This is a genomic window from Palleronia caenipelagi (genome assembly GCF_007004065.1).
In the GTDB taxonomy this organism is placed as follows: Bacteria; Pseudomonadota; Alphaproteobacteria; order Rhodobacterales; family Rhodobacteraceae; genus Palleronia; species Palleronia caenipelagi.
This window is the reverse complement of record NZ_VFSV01000003.1, coordinates 23,687-38,970: the sequence shown is the minus strand read 5'-3', so window position 1 is coordinate 38,970 and position 15,284 is coordinate 23,687. Positions and strand designations below refer to the sequence as shown.

At 62.9% G+C, this 15,284-nt stretch carries 13 protein-coding genes and 1 pseudogene; 11 read left to right on the top strand and 3 right to left on the bottom strand.

Annotated elements, in window-relative coordinates:
* Positions 1–58: 58 nt before the first annotated feature.
* The 11 genes and pseudogenes from FEV53_RS02160 (at position 59) to FEV53_RS02110 (ending at position 11,519) form a co-directional block, all read left to right on the top strand.
* Complete coding sequence (locus tag FEV53_RS02160) at positions 59–3,466, top strand: indolepyruvate ferredoxin oxidoreductase family protein (RefSeq protein WP_142833180.1); 3,408 nt, start codon at positions 59–61, stop codon at positions 3,464–3,466.
* Between the two features lie 61 nt (positions 3,467–3,527).
* The gene (locus FEV53_RS02155; protein WP_142833179.1) at positions 3,528–4,424 is read left to right on the top strand and encodes a lysophospholipid acyltransferase family protein; all 897 of its coding nucleotides are present in this window, start codon (positions 3,528–3,530) and stop codon (positions 4,422–4,424) included.
* Positions 4,402–5,214: a glutamate racemase gene (locus FEV53_RS02150; RefSeq protein ID WP_142833178.1), complete on the top strand. Its 813-nt coding sequence runs from the start codon at positions 4,402–4,404 to the stop codon at positions 5,212–5,214. Before FEV53_RS02155 ends, FEV53_RS02150 begins: the two co-directional genes overlap by 23 nt.
* A gap of 30 nt (positions 5,215–5,244) precedes the next feature.
* Positions 5,245–6,273 carry an N-acetyl-gamma-glutamyl-phosphate reductase gene (gene argC, locus FEV53_RS02145; protein ID WP_142833177.1) on the top strand — a complete coding sequence of 343 codons (1,029 nt, stop codon included), beginning with the start codon at positions 5,245–5,247 and terminating at the stop codon, positions 6,271–6,273.
* Between the two features lie 7 nt (positions 6,274–6,280).
* Complete coding sequence (gene ccmE, locus FEV53_RS02140; protein ID WP_142833176.1) at positions 6,281–6,739, top strand: cytochrome c maturation protein CcmE; 459 nt, start codon at positions 6,281–6,283, stop codon at positions 6,737–6,739.
* Positions 6,740–6,791: 52 nt separating this feature from the next.
* Complete coding sequence (locus tag FEV53_RS02135; RefSeq protein ID WP_142833175.1) at positions 6,792–7,403, top strand: holin-associated N-acetylmuramidase; 612 nt, start codon at positions 6,792–6,794, stop codon at positions 7,401–7,403.
* Positions 7,394–7,905 (top strand): annotated as a pseudogene (locus FEV53_RS02130) (holin family protein). The gene FEV53_RS02135 and the pseudogene FEV53_RS02130 overlap by 10 nt, the downstream one beginning before the upstream one ends.
* Positions 7,895–8,083: a hypothetical protein gene (locus FEV53_RS02125; protein ID WP_142833174.1), complete on the top strand. Its 189-nt coding sequence runs from the start codon at positions 7,895–7,897 to the stop codon at positions 8,081–8,083. The pseudogene FEV53_RS02130 and the gene FEV53_RS02125 overlap by 11 nt, the downstream one beginning before the upstream one ends.
* A 123-nt stretch (positions 8,084–8,206) precedes the next feature.
* Positions 8,207–10,177 carry a heme lyase CcmF/NrfE family subunit gene (locus FEV53_RS02120; RefSeq protein ID WP_142833173.1) on the top strand — a complete coding sequence of 657 codons (1,971 nt, stop codon included), beginning with the start codon at positions 8,207–8,209 and terminating at the stop codon, positions 10,175–10,177.
* The gene (locus tag FEV53_RS02115) at positions 10,174–10,632 is read left to right on the top strand and encodes a cytochrome c-type biogenesis protein (RefSeq protein WP_142833172.1); all 459 of its coding nucleotides are present in this window, start codon (positions 10,174–10,176) and stop codon (positions 10,630–10,632) included. The genes FEV53_RS02120 and FEV53_RS02115 overlap by 4 nt, the downstream gene beginning before the upstream one ends.
* Before the next feature lie 110 nt (positions 10,633–10,742).
* Positions 10,743–11,519, top strand: coding sequence for an enoyl-CoA hydratase-related protein (locus tag FEV53_RS02110; protein WP_142833171.1), 777 nt, complete (start codon positions 10,743–10,745; stop codon positions 11,517–11,519).
* Between the two features lie 4 nt (positions 11,520–11,523).
* On the opposite strand, the gene FEV53_RS02105 is transcribed toward FEV53_RS02110, so the two are convergent.
* The 3 genes from FEV53_RS02105 to gltX all read right to left on the bottom strand — a co-directional run bounded on the left by FEV53_RS02105 (position 11,524) and on the right by gltX (position 15,221).
* Complete coding sequence (locus FEV53_RS02105) at positions 11,524–12,300, bottom strand: transglutaminase-like domain-containing protein (RefSeq protein WP_142833170.1); 777 nt, start codon at positions 12,298–12,300, stop codon at positions 11,524–11,526.
* A gap of 133 nt (positions 12,301–12,433) precedes the next feature.
* On the bottom strand, positions 12,434–13,729 hold the full coding sequence (gene gltA / locus FEV53_RS02100; RefSeq protein WP_142833169.1) for a citrate synthase: 1,296 nt from the start codon (positions 13,727–13,729) through the stop codon (positions 12,434–12,436).
* Positions 13,730–13,769: 40 nt separating this feature from the next.
* Positions 13,770–15,221, bottom strand: coding sequence for a glutamate--tRNA ligase (gene gltX, locus FEV53_RS02095; RefSeq protein WP_142833168.1), 1,452 nt, complete (start codon positions 15,219–15,221; stop codon positions 13,770–13,772).
* Between the last annotated feature and the right edge of the window lie 63 nt (positions 15,222–15,284).

Genomic DNA, 15,284 nt, shown 5'->3' with positions numbered 1-15,284 from the left:
AGTCTCTATCTGTGGGCGCCCATAGTTATGTCAACCTGGCCTGACGGAGTTTTCGACCTTGACCCAAAATATTCGACTGACCGATCGCTATAGCTTGTCAGAAGACACAGTTCTTTTGAACGGCTCGCAAGCCTTGGTTCGTCTGATGTTGATGCAAAAGGAGGTTGACAGGCGGGCAGGATACACCACCGCCGGATATGTGACCGGCTATCGGGGATCCCCTCTCGGTGCCGTCGACATGCATATGACAAGCGCGCTGAAATTACTGGAAGAGAATGATATTCTGTTCCAGCCGGGCCTGAATGAAGACCTTGCTGCGACGGCCGTCTGGGGCAGTCAGCAGGCGGGGCTCAGAGGCGACGGCAAATTCGATGGCGTGTTTTCGCTCTGGTATGGCAAGGGACCGGGCGTGGATCGCTCCGGCGATGTCATGCGACATGCCAATATGGCGGGCACCGCGCCTCTTGGCGGAGCACTGATGGCGATGGGAGACGACCACACCGGCGAGAGCTCCACCACCTGTCATCAGTCGGACTGGGCTGTGATCGATGCGAGTATGCCGGTTTTGTCACCCGCCGGCGTACAGGAAATTCTGGATCTCGGGCTCTATGGATTTGCCCTGTCGCGCTATGCAGGCCTTTGGGCGGGGCTGAAATTGATGAAAGACACGGTCGAGGTGACCAGTGTCGTGGACGGGCGACCGGACCGGTTCCGGTTCGTGACGCCTGACATGGTGCTGCCCGAGGGGGGGCTAAATATCCGGCTGGGAGACATGCCGATCCCGCAGGAGGCGCGGCTGATCGACTACAAGCGCCACGCGGCTGAGGCCTTCGCCCATGCCAACCGGATTGATCGGCGGGTTTGGGGCAAGTCCGGGGCAAAAATCGGCTTCGTTGCGGCGGGCAAGAACTGGCTCGATCTTGTCCACGCGCTGGCGCTTCTGGGCATCGACGAGGCCCGGGCAGAGGCCCTCGGGATCACGACCTATAAAGTCGCACAGACCTTTCCGTTGGATATGCGCAGCTTTCGCGACTGGGCCGTGGGGCTGGATCTGATTGTTGTCGTCGAGGAAAAGCGCAAACTCATCGAGGTGCAGATCAAAGAGGCGATCTTCGACGACCGGCAGGGGCGGCGTGTCTATGGCTGGTATAAAGGCGGCATCGGGGATCGCGAGCGCGAGTTGCTCTTTCCGGTGAAAATGAGCATCGACCCGGTGATGATCGCTACGCGGCTTGGTGCCATTCTGGAGGAGGAGGGGCGCGGGTCGGAAGAGCTGACATCGCGACTCAACCGCTTGCAGGAGGCGCAGCGGGCGGACAACGCCACCGAATTAGCCGCCCGGTTGCCCTATTTCTGTGCCGGTTGCCCTCACAACACGTCGACGAAGGTCCCCGATGGGTCTCGAGCCTATGCGGGCATCGGGTGTCATTACATGGCACTGTGGATGGACCGGAACACCGCTGCCGCCACTCAGATGGGGGGTGAGGGGGCCAACTGGATTGGCGAGGCGCCGTTCTCTACTACGGAGCACGTGTTTCAGAATATCGGGGACGGGACCTACAATCACTCCGGCCTGATGGCCATCCGCGCGGCCATCGCGGCGGGTACGCGGATTACCTACAAGATCCTGTATAACGACGCGGTGGCGATGACCGGGGGGCAGAGCAACGAGGGCGGGTTGTCGGCGGAGCGGATCGCCCGTGAGGTTCTGGCCGCCGGGGCCAAGAGCGTCGACGTCGTCTATGACCCAAAGGAAGAGCCCGACCGTCGAGGCTTTCCGTCTGAGGTCGGCTGGCACGACCGGAATGAACTGGAGAGCGTAATGAAGACCTGTCGCGAGAGCGATGGTGTCACCGTGATTCTCTACATTCAGACCTGTGCCGCAGAGAAGCGTCGCCGGCGCAAGCGCGGCCTCTTCCCCGATCCCGACACGCGGATCTTTATCAATCCGGAGATTTGCGAGGGCTGCGGCGACTGTGGGGTGCAGTCCAATTGTGTGGCGATCACGCCGCTCGAGACCGAGCTGGGACGGAAGCGGCAAATCGACCAGAGCGCATGTAACAAAGACTTTTCGTGTCTCAACGGGTTCTGCCCTTCTTTTGTCGAGGTGACAGGAGGCACGCCGCGCAAGGGCGCTGCGCGTGAGGTGGATCTGGGCGATCTCCCCGAGCCTGCTTTGCCCACCATCGATGGCACGTGGAATGTGGTCATCACTGGGATTGGTGGGACCGGCGTGGTGACCATCGGGGCGGTGCTTGCCATGGCGGCCCATCTCGACGGGCGCGGGGCGGGAATGATGGAGATGGCCGGTCTCGCCCAAAAGGGCGGAGCGGTTCATGTCCATTGCCGGATTGGCGAAACGCCTGAGGCGATCTCGGCGATCCGCGTGGCCACGGGCGAGGCCGATGTGGTGATCGGCGGCGATCTGGTGGTCTCCGCCGGGGCGAAGACGCTGGGTCTGTTGCGAACCGGGCGGACCGGCGCTGTTGTCAATTCGCATGTAACGGTGACGGGGGATTTCACCCGCGATCCGGGCTTTCGCATCCCCGAAGAGGATCTGGCGCTGGCGCTGGAGCGGCGTTTGCAGGATCGGCTGAGCTTGTTTGACGCGACGCGGCTCGCCAGTGTTTTGCTCGGCGATTCGATTTTCTCCAATATTGTGGTCTTTGGAGCGGCCTGGCAGGCGGGTTACGTGCCTGTGAGTCTCGCGGCGATCCGGCAGGCGATCGAGCTGAACGGTGCGGCGGTGGAGCGGAACCTCCGGGCCTTCGAGATCGGCCGATGGGCGATCCATTACCCCGGGGAGGCGCGCTCGGTAACCGCGCCTGAGGTCAACAACCAGCCCAGGACCTACGAGGAGCGTATCGCCTATCGCGAAGCGCATCTGGTGGCGTATCAGGGCAAGCGGCTGGCCCGGCGCTATCGCCGTATGTTGGATGGCATTGAGGATGCCGAGCTGCGTATGGCCGTGGCGGAAGGATATCACAAGCTTTTGGCTTATAAGGACGAATACGAGGTGGCCAGGCTGCTCCGCGCCACCCGCGTCATGGCGGAGGAGGCCTTCGATGGCGATCTGGGGATCAGCTACCATCTGTCTCCCCCGGTTTTGTCGGCAAAGGCCGAGCGCCCACCGAAAAAGCGGTTCGGTCGTGGAATGGAGCGGCTGTTCCCGCTGCTGGCGAGGGGTAAGGTGCTGCGGGGCACGCCGCTCGACCCATTTGGCTACACCTCCGAGCGGCGCATGGAGCGCCAGCTCATCCGCGAGTACGAAGTGGACATGGCCGAGGCCATACCCCGCCTGCCAGACTCGCGGGATGCCGTGCTGGCTCTGGCACGATTGCCTCTGGAGATCCGAGGTTTCGGACCGGTGAAAGCCGCCAATGCGGAGCGGGCCGCTGAGACCCGCGCGGCACTGAAGGACGCGATTGCAGCCGGCCCGGATCAGGCGCGCGCAGCAGCGGAATGAGGTCTTTCGGCGGCGCCCGGTCTGGGATATTCCCTTTGGCGAGGAAAATCAGAGACCGACGTTGCACAGACAAATCGTCCGAGACATCACCTACGCGAACGCCGCCGTGACACGCGGCGGGCGGACCGTCATTCGTGTGCTGGAAAATGCGACCGGACGACTGGGGCTGATCCGACGCGCTCAGGGGTATGAGGACGAGCTGGCGACGGGGGCGGATTTCTGGGAGGTCATGGCCGCCCGGTATGGGATCACGTTGGATATTCAGCAGGGCAGCCTTGAAGCAATCCCTCGCGACGGGCCGCTGATCTTCGTCGCCAATCATCCCTACGGTATCCTGGACGGGCTGACCATGGGGCTGATCTTGAGCCGCGCGCGCGGAGACTTCCGCATTTTGGCCAACACGGTGTTTCGTAAAGCGGAAATTCTCGACCGGATTATTCTGCCGATCAGCTTTGATCCGTCGAAAGAGGCCCAGCGACAGAATATCGAGACCCGGCAAAAGGCTCTGGATTATCTCGCGGCGGGTGGCGCTGTCGGCGTCTTTCCCGGAGGTACAGTGTCGACGGCGCCGCGTCCGTTTGGTCAGCCCATGGACCCGCAGTGGCGCGGCTTTACCGCCAAGATGATCGCGCGGTCCGGCGCAACCGTGATCCCAATCCATTTTGAAGGCGCCAATTCCCGGCTGTTCCAACTGGCGAGCCATTTGCACCAGACCTTGCGGCTGGCGCTGCTGATCAAGGAGTTCCGGGCCCGTGTCGATGCGCCGGTCCGGTTGTCCATCGGTGCGCCGATTGCGCCGGAGGAAATCCGCGCGAGGCAGAGCGACAGCCGGATCCTCATGGACTTCCTGCGTGACACGACCTACGGGCTGTCGAACAATCACCGGAATGGTGCGTTCTACGGTTACGAATTCGAACAGAGGTACAAAGACAGACATGGCGGTCGGCATTTTCGATAGTGGCCTCGGCGGCCTCACGGTTCTTTCGGCGCTGGAAAAGCGCCTGCCGGATGTGCCCTTTGTGTATTTCGCCGACAGTGCCCACGCGCCCTATGGCGTGCGCGACGCGGATGACATCTACAACCTCACCTGCACCGCGGTCGAGCGGCTCTGGGAAGAAGGGTGCGATCTGATCATCCTCGCCTGCAACACGGCCTCTGCGGCCGCGCTCCGGCGGATGCAGGACGGCTGGATCCCGCGCGACAAGCGTGTTCTGGGTGTTTTCGTCCCCCTGATCGAAGCCCTGACCGAGCGACGCTGGGGCGACAACTCGCCGCCGCGTGAGGTGGAGGTTAAGCATGTGGCGCTATTCGCGACCCCGGCCACGGTGGCTTCGCGGGCGTTCCAGCGGGAGCTGGCGTTCCGGGCCATTGGCGTAGACGTTGAGACGCAGGCTTGTGGCGGCGTTGTGGACGCCATCGAGGACGGGGACATGATCCTCGCCGAGGCGCTGGTGCGTAGCCATGTGGACGCGCTCAAGCGCAAGATGCCCGACCCGCAGGCGGCGGTGCTGGGTTGCACTCATTACCCGATCATGCAGGACATCTTTCAGGACGCTCTGGGCGCAGATGTCGAGGTGTTCTCGCAGCCCAATCTGGTGGCGGACAGTCTTGCCGATTACCTGGAGCGGCACCCGAAGATGAAGGGCCACAGCGGAGAGGCAAAATTCCTGACCACGGGCGATCCGCGACGGGTGTCCTCTGGGGCCACCCGCTTTATGCGGCGGGCTATCACCTTTGAGCAGGCCTGAACCCGCAGCCGCCACGACCGGAGACTGACCATGACCCACAAAATCGCCATTCTTGGCGCGTCGGGCTATACCGGCGCGGAACTCGTCCGCATCATCGCGACCCACCCCGATCTGGAGGTTGCGGCGCTGTCCGGCGAGCGTAAGGCGGGCCAGCCTATGGGGTCCGTGTTCCCCCATCTGCGCCATCTGGATCTGCCGGACTTGGTGAAGATCGAAGAGATAGACTTCTCCAGCATTGATCTGGCCTTTTGCGCGCTGCCCCATGCCACATCGCAGGCGGTGATTGCGGAACTACCCCGTGACCTCAAAATTGTTGATCTCTCGGCTGATTTCCGGCTGCGGGACCCGGCGGCCTATGAGAAGTGGTATGGTAAACCCCACGCCGCGCCGGACTTGCAGAAAGAGGCCGTCTACGGCCTGACCGAGTTCTATCGTGACAAGATCGCAGCTGCGCGACTGGTCGCCGGGACGGGTTGCAACGCGGCGACGGGCCAATATGCCCTGCGGCCCCTGATCGAGGCCGGGGTGATCGACCTCGACGAGATCATCATGGACCTGAAATGCGGGGTGTCCGGGGCTGGTCGGTCGCTGAAGGAAAACCTGCTGCACGCAGAGCTGTCGGAGGGCTATCACGCCTATTCCGTGGGCGGAGTGCACCGGCATCTGGGCGAGTTCGATCAGGAGTTCTCTGCCATCGCGGGGCGGCCCGTTGAGGTGCAGTTCACCCCCCACCTGATCCCTGCCAATCGCGGTATCCTTGCCACGGTCTATGTTCGGGGCGACGCTGCGTCTATTCATCGCGCGCTGGCGGATCGTTATGCGAATGAGACCTTCCTGACCGTTCTGCCCATTGGTGAGACACCTTCGACCCGCCACATAAGGGGTTCCAACCATTGCCATATCGGCGTGGTAGCTGATCGGAGGGAGGGGCGGACGATTGTTCTGGCCGCTCTCGACAATCTGACCAAGGGGTCCTCCGGTCAGGCTGTGCAGAACGCGAACCTGATGCTAGGCTTGGACGAAGATTCAGGGCTCACTTTCGCGCCCGTTTTCCCGTGAGGATGTCATGAAAGGTCTGAAGAAACAGCGTCGGATTCAGGTCATCGCCATCGCGGTGGTCGCTTTGGTGATTGCCACCGGGCTGATCGGCTATGCGATGCGCGACGGCATCAACTTTTTCCGCTCGCCAAGCCAGGTGGCCGAGGTCGCGCCTCCCCCCAATGAAGTGTTCCGCCTCGGTGGTCTGGTCGCCGAGGACAGTCTGGAGCGCGGGCAGGGTGAGACGGTGCGGTTCGAGGTCACCGATGGCGGGGCGACCATCCCGGTTGTTTATACCGGCGTGCTGCCCGATCTCTTTGGCGAGGGCGAAGGAATGATCGGTACCGGACGCTATGTTAATGGTGTCTTCGAGGCGACGGAAATCCTTGCAAAACATGACGAAAGTTACATGCCCAAGGAGGTCGTGGACGCTCTGAAGGAGCAGGGAGTCTATAAGGCTCCGACCGACGGCGTCGCCACGAATTAACCCCCCCGGGCCCATCTTTGGTGGCGTTTTCAGCCACAAAGGGGGTGGGCCGATGCAAGACGTCAGACAAATTGCCGAAGCGATCGTCGCGCGGGAAGGTGGGTTCGTGAATGATCCCGATGACCCGGGCGGCGCCACGAAATTCGGTGTGACAATCCACACGATGCGCCGGTTGGGCCTCGATCTGGACGGAGATGGCGATGTGGATGTCGCCGATGTGCGCCGGATCGACCGAAAGCTGGCGACCGATATCTTTCTGAAGCACTATTTCGAAAGGCCGAAGATTCGGCTCCTACCCGTCGCGTTGCAAGCTTCGGTCTTTGACATGTATGTTAATGCCGGCGCGCGGGCGGTGCGCATTCTCCAGGATCTGTCGAACCAGATGGGGCAGCAGGTTGCCATGGATGGGGTTATCGGTCCGCAAACCTGTGCTGCGGCTGAGGCTGCGGCGCGGGCCGCACCAAACCATCTCGCCGACGCCTACGGAATCGCCCGGCGAAACTACTACTACCGCCTCGCCGACCGCCGCCCAACGATGCGCAAATATGCGCGGACCCGGGAGGGGGGCAAAGGCGGGTGGATCCGTCGGGCCGAAGAGTTCATCTCGCCACGCTATCACCTCTCCGAGGGTGAGCATCGGCGGAGGGTCGCGTCATGGGCCTGATGGGAAAAGCAATGGAGACGCGCTTTGGCGGCGGGAATGTGGTCGCGGAGACCGTGGGGGTTTTCCGCGAAAATGCGGAACACGCGGCGGATCGCGCGGCGGATCATCAGAGCGCCGCTCTTGACCAGTTCGGGGCAGAGTTCGCAGCGCGGGAGCGCTCGGCCTTTGATGCCTTCATGGACGGGTTAAACCGCGTGCCACGCCCGGCCATGGCTCTGGGCACATTAGGATTGTTTGTTTCTGCAATGGTGGCGCCGGACTGGTTCTCGGCTCGGATGGTCGGGCTCGCACTGGTGCCGGAGCCGCTATGTTGGTTGCTGGCGGCTATCGTATCATCTTATTTTTTGGCGCCCGCCACCAGATCAAATCGCAGGAATTCCGACGCTCGTTCTTGCGGCCGGTGGTTTCAGGACCGACCCGAAGATCCCCGCCAGAACCGGGAACGGAAGGATCGGAGGACAATCCTGCGCTCAGCGACTGGAGAGCCGGACGTGGATCTTGAAACCCTCATCCGCCTGATTTCGCAGGACGGGCCTTGGGTGCTGCTGGTCTTCTATCTACTTTATCGAGAAGGCCAGTCAGACGCGGCGACCCGACAGGCGCTGGATCATAACACCAAGGTCCTGACCGAAATGACGACACTGATCCGGGCGCGGATTGCGGTGGACCATGTTCTGTGAGTGATACGGACGGGTGCCGGGATGTCTCCGGCTCCTGTCCCCGCACGAGCCCTCGGCAATATGAAGCGCGGCTGAACCCCGCACCCCATTGGCGCAGCCGACTGCGCGCGCTAGAACCGGGGCATGATCGTAGAACTCGGACATTTCGCCCTGATTCTGGCCCTGCTGATGGCAGTGGTACAGACCGTATTTCCTCTGATTGGCGCCGCAAAAGGCTGGCGGCCCTTCATGGCCGCGGCGGAACCCGCGGCTGTGTCGCAATTTGGTTGCTTGCTGATCGCGTTCGGTGCGCTGACCTGGGCTTTTGTGGCCTCGGATTTCTCCCTACAAATCGTCACAGCGAACTCGCACACCGCGAAACCGATGATCTACAAGATCAGCGGCGTCTGGGGCAACCACGAGGGGTCGATGCTGCTCTGGTGCCTGATTCTGGCGCTTTATGGGGCGCTGGCGGTTTGGTTCGGCGGTAACCTGTCGGAAACGCTAAAGGCCCGGGTGCTTGGCGTACAGGGCTCTATCGGCATCGCCTTTCTGAGCTTTTTGATTTTTACATCCAACCCGTTCACCCGTCTGGCGGTGCCTCCGATGAACGGGCAGGACTTGAACCCGCTGTTGCAAGATCCCGGGCTCGCGTTCCATCCGCCGTTTCTCTATCTCGGCTATGTGGGCCTCTCCATGGCGTTTTCCTTCGCCGTTGCCGCGCTGATCGAGGGCCGGGTCGATGCGGCATGGGGGCGCTGGGTGCGGCCCTGGACGCTGGCGGCGTGGCTGTTCCTGACGGTGGGCATCGCGCTGGGCTCGTGGTGGGCTTATTACGAACTGGGCTGGGGCGGCTTTTGGTTTTGGGATCCGGTGGAAAACGCCAGCTTCATGCCGTGGCTCATCTCGGCGGCGCTGCTGCACTCCGCCATCGTGGTGGAGAAGCGCGAATCGCTCAAAAGCTGGACGATCCTGCTGGCCATCCTTGCCTTTGGCTTCTCGCTCATCGGGGCGTTTATCGTCCGCTCGGGCGTGCTGACCTCGGTCCACGCTTTCGCCAACGATCCAGAGCGAGGCGTGTACCTTCTGGCGATCACCGCAGTCTTCATGGGCGGGGCCTTGACGATCTATGCGGCGCGGTCCTCGGCGCTGGAGGCCAAGGGCGTGTTCGCCACAGTGTCCCGCGAGAGCGCCTTAGTGGCCAACAACATCCTGCTGGTCGTCTCGGCCATGGTCGTCTTTGTGGGCACGGTCTGGCCGCTCGTGGCGGAGATGGCTTTTGGCCGGAAACTCTCGGTCGGCGCACCGTTCTTCGATGCGGCCTTTACGCCCTTCATGGTCGCGCTGGCGGCATTATTGCCCATCGGAGCGATTCTCCCGTGGAAGCGGGGACGGCTCGACCGAGCCATGGGACAGCTCTGGGGCGTGCTGGCGCTGTCGGTGGCACTGGGCGGTTTGACGTGGGTGGTGCAAACCGGCGGCTCGATGCTCGCGCCAATGGCGGCGGTGCTTTGTGCGTGGCTCGTCTTTGGCGCCGCGGCAGAGCTCTGGACCCGCGCGGGCCGGGTGCGGTCGGAGAAGCTCCGCCGCCTGTCGCGCCTGCCGCGGGCTGACTGGGGTAAGGCCGTGGCTCATGGGGGCTTCGGTATCACCATTTTCGGCGTCGGCGCTCTGACGGCCTGGCAGGTCGAGGATATCCGTGTGGCGCAGGTGGGCGAGACCTTCTCTGTCGCGGGTTATGACATCACGCTGGTCGAGGTGCATGAGGAAGAAGGGCCGAACTATCTCAGCACCGTGGCCGAGATGAAAGTCACACGGAACGGACGCACTGTCGCCGTGCTGGAGCCGGAGAAACGTCTCTATCCGGTCGCCCGGATGCCCACCACCGAGGCCGCCATCGACAATGGCGTGCTGAGGGACATTTATCTGGTGATCGGTGACCCGCAGGAGGGCGGCGGCTGGGCCGTGCGCACCTATATCAAGCCTTTTGCTAACTGGATCTGGGCCGGGGCGATCATCATGGCCATTGGCGGGGTTCTGTCCCTGACCGACCGGAGGTATCGCGTGGCCGCCGGGGCGGCGCGCCAGACCCGCAAGACGGTGCCTGCAGAATGAAGCGCTTCATCCTGATCCTGACGCTCCTTGCGGCCCCTGTCTGGGCGGTACAGCCCGATGAGATGCTGGACGATCCCGAGCTGGAGGCGCGCGCGCGGGACCTCTCCGCCGGTCTTCGCTGTCTGGTTTGTCGCAACGAGAGTATCGACGAGAGCAATGCAGATCTCGCGCGCGACCTGCGGCTGGCAGTGCGGGAGCGGCTGGTGGCCGGGGACAGCGATGACGAGGTCATCAGCTATCTGGTCGATCGCTATGGGGAATATGTTCTGCTGAAGCCGCGCACCGACGGCTCCAACCTCATTCTCTGGCTGGCGGGACCTCTGATGCTGCTCGCGGGGCTGGGGATTGGGGCGGCAACCCTGCGGCGCCGGTCCACTGCGCCTGCTCCTGAGGCGCTGAGCGCCGAAGAGGAGGCGCGGTTGCAGGATCTCCTGAAATCAGATCGGGGCGTTTAGTCTAACTGCGGCACACGTCAAGGGTGTATTTTTCGCCGACTGACGGCGCGTCGTGGCTTTTGCCGCAGAAAAATCCCTGCCATGCTCCCGGCAACAAAAGGGAGAGTCCCATGGATTACAAAGCGATTGAACTGAGCCTGACCGACGGCGTCGCGGTCATCACTCTGAACCGTCCCGAGAGCAAGAACGCGCTGAACACCCAGATGCGGTCGGAAATCACTCATGCGCTAAAGGCGATGGCCAAACAGGCGCGCTGCATCGTGCTGACCGGCGCGGGCGGGTGCTTTTGCTCGGGGCAGGATCTGACGGATGCCGAGAGCTTTGGCGCGCTGGATCTCGAAAGCACGCTCCGCGATGAATACGAGCCGATGCTACACGCGCTGGTCAATTCGCCTGTGCCGACCATCGCCGCCGTCCACGGCCCGGCGGCGGGGGCGGGGGCCAACCTCGCGCTCGGAGCCGATGTGGTCATCGCGTCCGAGAGCTCGGTGTTCCTGCAAGCCTTCACCCGCATCGGTTTGATCCCCGACGCGGGCGGCACCTACTGGCTGCCGCGCCAGATGGGCCTTGCCAAAGCCATGGGGGCCGCTCTGTTCGCCGAGCCGCTCACCGCGAAGCAGGCCAGCGACTGGGGCATGATCTGGGAAGCGGTGCCGGACGACGCGTTTGACGCCCACTGGCGTAAGCGGGCGCAAACCCTCGCCTCTGGCCCGACCACCGCCTATGCCGGGGTTAAGAGGGCTCTTCGTGAGGGTTACGAGAACAATCTGGCGCAGCAACTGGAGCTGGAGGCGGAGATTCAGGGCGAGATGGGCCGCACGCGGGATTTCCGCGAGGGCGTGCTCGCCTTCCTGCAAAAACGTCCGGCGAATTACGAGGGACGCTGAGAGTTCAGATCCGGGTCACGCTGACTGTCTGATGGCACAGCGTGATCCAGCCATAGCTGGTCAGAAACGCGATATCGGCGGCGTCCCGCCCGACCCCGATAATCGCCGTCTCGGATGGGGTGGCCATGGCGGTCGGGTCGATCAGATGCCAACCACCATCCAGCCAGACCTCCACCATGGCGTGGAAGTCCTGAGGAGTGACCCGGGGCGCGTAGCAGGAGACCATGCGTGCGGGGATCGCCTTGGCCCGCGCCAGCGCGATCAGCACATGGGCGTAGTCCCGGCACACGCCACGCCGCTGCACCAGTGTATCGAGCGCTGTGGTGCTGGGGCCGGAGGCACCGGGCGCGTAGATGAACTTCTCTCCGATCCAGTCGGACATGGCCCGGATGCAGGCGCCGCCTTCGAGATCGCCGAACTCGGCGGCTGCGAAAGACAGGAACTGGTCCGAGGGGCAATAGCGTGAGCCCATCAGGTAGCGCACGGCCTCATGGGGCAGGCGATGCACCGGATCTGCGGGCAGGGTGGAGAGATCGGAGTCGCTGCGCGTGATCTCAACCTCAGCGCAGTAGCTGAGGCTGAGCCCGTCAGCGGTCGAGACCCAGACCCGCGTGCCCAGATCATCCTCCGAGGCGATGCGTGACAGGTAGCCCACATGACCCAGATCGAGGCTTTCGCTGAGAACGGTCTGACCCTGAGTCTCGGCAGCCTCGACCTGAATCAGGATGTCCGTCACCTCTTCAACGGAGTAATTCAGATCTGCGGCGAGGCTGAGGCGCATTGGGCGGGGTCCGTTGGTTCAAATTTGCAGAACCGTTTCCATGGAGAGTCTCTGCCCGGAGATCAACCCTGCCGCGCCAAACGCGAAAGGCCACGCGCGCGGCATGGCCTTTGCAATCCTCGGTCGTTGTGGGTCAGCGGTTTTCCACGTCCACATAGTCGCGCTCGGTCTCGCCCATGTAGAGCTGACGCGGGCGGCCGATCTTCAGCTGCGGATCGGAAATCTGCTCTTTCCACTGGCTGATCCAGCCGACGGTCCGGGCCACAGCAAAGATCGGCGTGAACATGGAGGTCGGGAAGCCCATCGCTTCGAGAATGATGCCCGAGTAGAAATCCACGTTCGGGAACAGTTTCTTTTCAGCGAAATACGGGTCGGCCAGCGCGGCGGCTTCGAGCTCTTTGGCGACTTGCAGCGTCGGATTGTTCTCGATGCCGAGGAGATCCAGAACCTCATCAGCGGACTGCTTCATCACCTTGGCGCGCGGATCGAAGTTCTTGTAGACCCGGTGGCCAAAGCCCATCAGGCGGAACGGATCGTCCTTATCCTTGGCGCGGGCGATGAATTCGGGGATCCGGTCAGGGGTGCCGATTTCACGCAGCATCTCCAGACAGGCTTGGTTGGCGCCGCCATGAGCGGGACCCCAGAGACAGGCAATACCGGCGGCAATGCAGGCGAATGGGTTGGCACCCGAGGAGGAGGCCAGACGCACGGTTGAGGTCGAGGCGTTCTGCTCGTGATCGGCGTGGAGGGTAAAGATCCGGTCCATCGCGCGGCTCAGGATCGGGTTCACCACGTAATCTTCGGCGGGCACCGAGAAGCACATGCGCAGGAAGTTCGACGCGTAGTCGAGGTCATTGCGCGGATACACGAAGGGCTGGCCGATATGGTACTTGAACGCCCAGGCGGCGATGGTCGGCATCTTGGCGATCAGGCGGATCGAGGCGACCTCGCGCTGCCAGGGATCGTTGATATCGGTGGAGTCGTGGTAGAAGGCCGACATGGCGCCGACCACGCCCACCATGATCGCCATGGGATGCGCGTCCCGGCGAAAGCCCCGGAAGAAATACATCATCTGCTCGTGCAGCATGGTATGTCCGGTGACCCGCGCCTCGAAATCCTCAAGCTCGGCGGCTGAAGGCAACTCGCCGTAAAGCAGAAGGTAGCAGACTTCGAGGAAGTGCGATTTCGCAGCCAGCTGGTCGATGGGATAGCCGCGGTGCAGCAATTCGCCTTTGCCGCCATCGATATAGGTGATGGTTGAATCGCAAGAGGCCGTCGAGGTGAACCCCGGGTCATACGTGAACACGCCCGCTTGCGCATAGAGCTTACGGATGTCGATCACGTCGGGCCCAGCCGTCGGAGTGTGGATCGGAAGTTCGTATTCCTCTCCGGCAATCGACAGCTTGGCGGTCTTCTTGTCATCGGCCATATTGGATCCCTTCTCAGTGGCCGATAAAACTATCGACCGATTACAATGGCTTATCCACGTCGCTCTGGTCAGAGGTCGTGGCAACCTCTTTGATCCGGGCAAGGGTTTCCTCTCGCCCGAGAACAATCATCATATCGAAGACGCTCGGAGTGGCGGTTCTGCCCGCCAGAGCGGCCCTGAGAGGCGCGGCAATTTTGCCCAAGCCTACGCCGGCAGCCTCCGCGATCTCCGTCGCCCGCGCCTCCAGCGTTTCCCGATCCCAGCTAGCATTTTGCAGCTGCGGCGTCAATTCTGCGAGAAGCTTGCGACCGTTAACATCCAGCGCCTTCTGCGCTTTTGGCTCGATTTCAAGCGGACGTTGCGTCAGTGCGAAATGGGCAGCCGGGAGCAGGTCGGGCAGTTTCTTTGCCCGCGACTGCACGATCGGCAGGGCCGGGGCCAGCGCCGCACGGGTGTCCTCGGACAGAGCCTCTTCGCCCGCTGCCGCGCGCCAGGCGTCGATGGCCGCCAGCAGATCATCGGGCGACATCATGGCGATATGCTGACCCGAAACGTGGTCAAGTTTCTTGAAGTCGAGCCGCGCCGGGCTCTTGCCGATCCCGTCGAGATCGAACCACTCGATCGCCTGTTCGGTCGTAAAGACCTCGTCATCGCCATGGCTCCATCCGAGCCGGGCGAGATAATTGCGCATGGCCTGCGCGGGATAGCCCATGGCGGCGTATTCCTCGACGCCGAGCGCGCCGTGACGCTTGGACAGCTTTTTTCCGTCCTCACCGTGGATGAGCGGGATATGCGCCATGACGGGCTCGTCCCAGCCCATGGCACGGTAAATCAGACCTTGGCGCGCGGCATTCATCAGGTGGTCGTCGCCCCGGACAATATGGGTCACGCCCATATCGTGATCATCGACCACCACCGCGAGCATGTAGGTCGGCGTCCCGTCCGAGCGCAGCACGATCATGTCGTCGAGCTGGTCGTTTTTCACCGTTACGCGCCCTTGCACCTGGTCGTCGATCACGGTCTCTCCCTCGCGGGGGGCCTTGACCCGGATCGCATAGGGGGCGTCGGGATGGGTTGCGGGATCGGCGTCGCGCCAGGGCGAACGGAACAGGGTCGAGCGTCCGTCGGCCCGGGCGGCCTCTCGGAAAGCTTCGATTTCCTCCTGGGTAGAGAAGCACTTGTATGCGGTGCCTGCCTCAAGCATGGCGCGGGCCACCTCGGCGTGGCGGTCGGCGCCTGCGGCCTGACTGACCGCCTCGCCGTCCCAGTCGAGACCCAGCCAGCCGAGACCGTTCAGGATCGCGTCCGTCGCCTCCTGCGTCGAGCGCGCCCGGTCCGTGTCTTCGACCCGGAGCAGGAATTTGCCGCCCCGACCGCGGGCGTAGAGCCAGTTGAACAGCGCGGTGCGGGCGCCACCGATATGCAAAAACCCGGTGGGCGAGGGCGCGAAGCGGGTCACAACGGTGCCTTTGGGCGCAGGAGCGTCAACCATCTGAAAACCATCCCTGTGAGACTGTGTCAGGCGGCGTAGTCAATCGGGGACAGGAGGGCAAGG

What these genes read in the sequence shown, in the direction of transcription:
- argC (WP_142833177.1), top strand. Translation starts at nt 5,245, where the DNA reads ATGACCCACAAAATCGCCATTCTTGGCGCGTCGGGCTATACCGGCGCG.
- FEV53_RS02105 (WP_142833170.1), bottom strand. Translation starts at nt 12,300, where the DNA reads ATGCGCCTCAGCCTCGCCGCAGATCTGAATTACTCCGTTGAAGAGGTG.
- gltA (WP_142833169.1), bottom strand. Translation starts at nt 13,729, where the DNA reads ATGGCCGATGACAAGAAGACCGCCAAGCTGTCGATTGCCGGAGAGGAA.
- FEV53_RS02135 (WP_142833175.1), top strand. Translation starts at nt 6,792, where the DNA reads ATGCAAGACGTCAGACAAATTGCCGAAGCGATCGTCGCGCGGGAAGGT.
- FEV53_RS02120 (WP_142833173.1), top strand. Translation starts at nt 8,207, where the DNA reads ATGATCGTAGAACTCGGACATTTCGCCCTGATTCTGGCCCTGCTGATG.
- FEV53_RS02115 (WP_142833172.1), top strand. Translation starts at nt 10,174, where the DNA reads ATGAAGCGCTTCATCCTGATCCTGACGCTCCTTGCGGCCCCTGTCTGG.
- FEV53_RS02150 (WP_142833178.1), top strand. Translation starts at nt 4,402, where the DNA reads ATGGCGGTCGGCATTTTCGATAGTGGCCTCGGCGGCCTCACGGTTCTT.
- gltX (WP_142833168.1), bottom strand. Translation starts at nt 15,221, where the DNA reads ATGGTTGACGCTCCTGCGCCCAAAGGCACCGTTGTGACCCGCTTCGCG.
- ccmE (WP_142833176.1), top strand. Translation starts at nt 6,281, where the DNA reads ATGAAAGGTCTGAAGAAACAGCGTCGGATTCAGGTCATCGCCATCGCG.
- FEV53_RS02110 (WP_142833171.1), top strand. Translation starts at nt 10,743, where the DNA reads ATGGATTACAAAGCGATTGAACTGAGCCTGACCGACGGCGTCGCGGTC.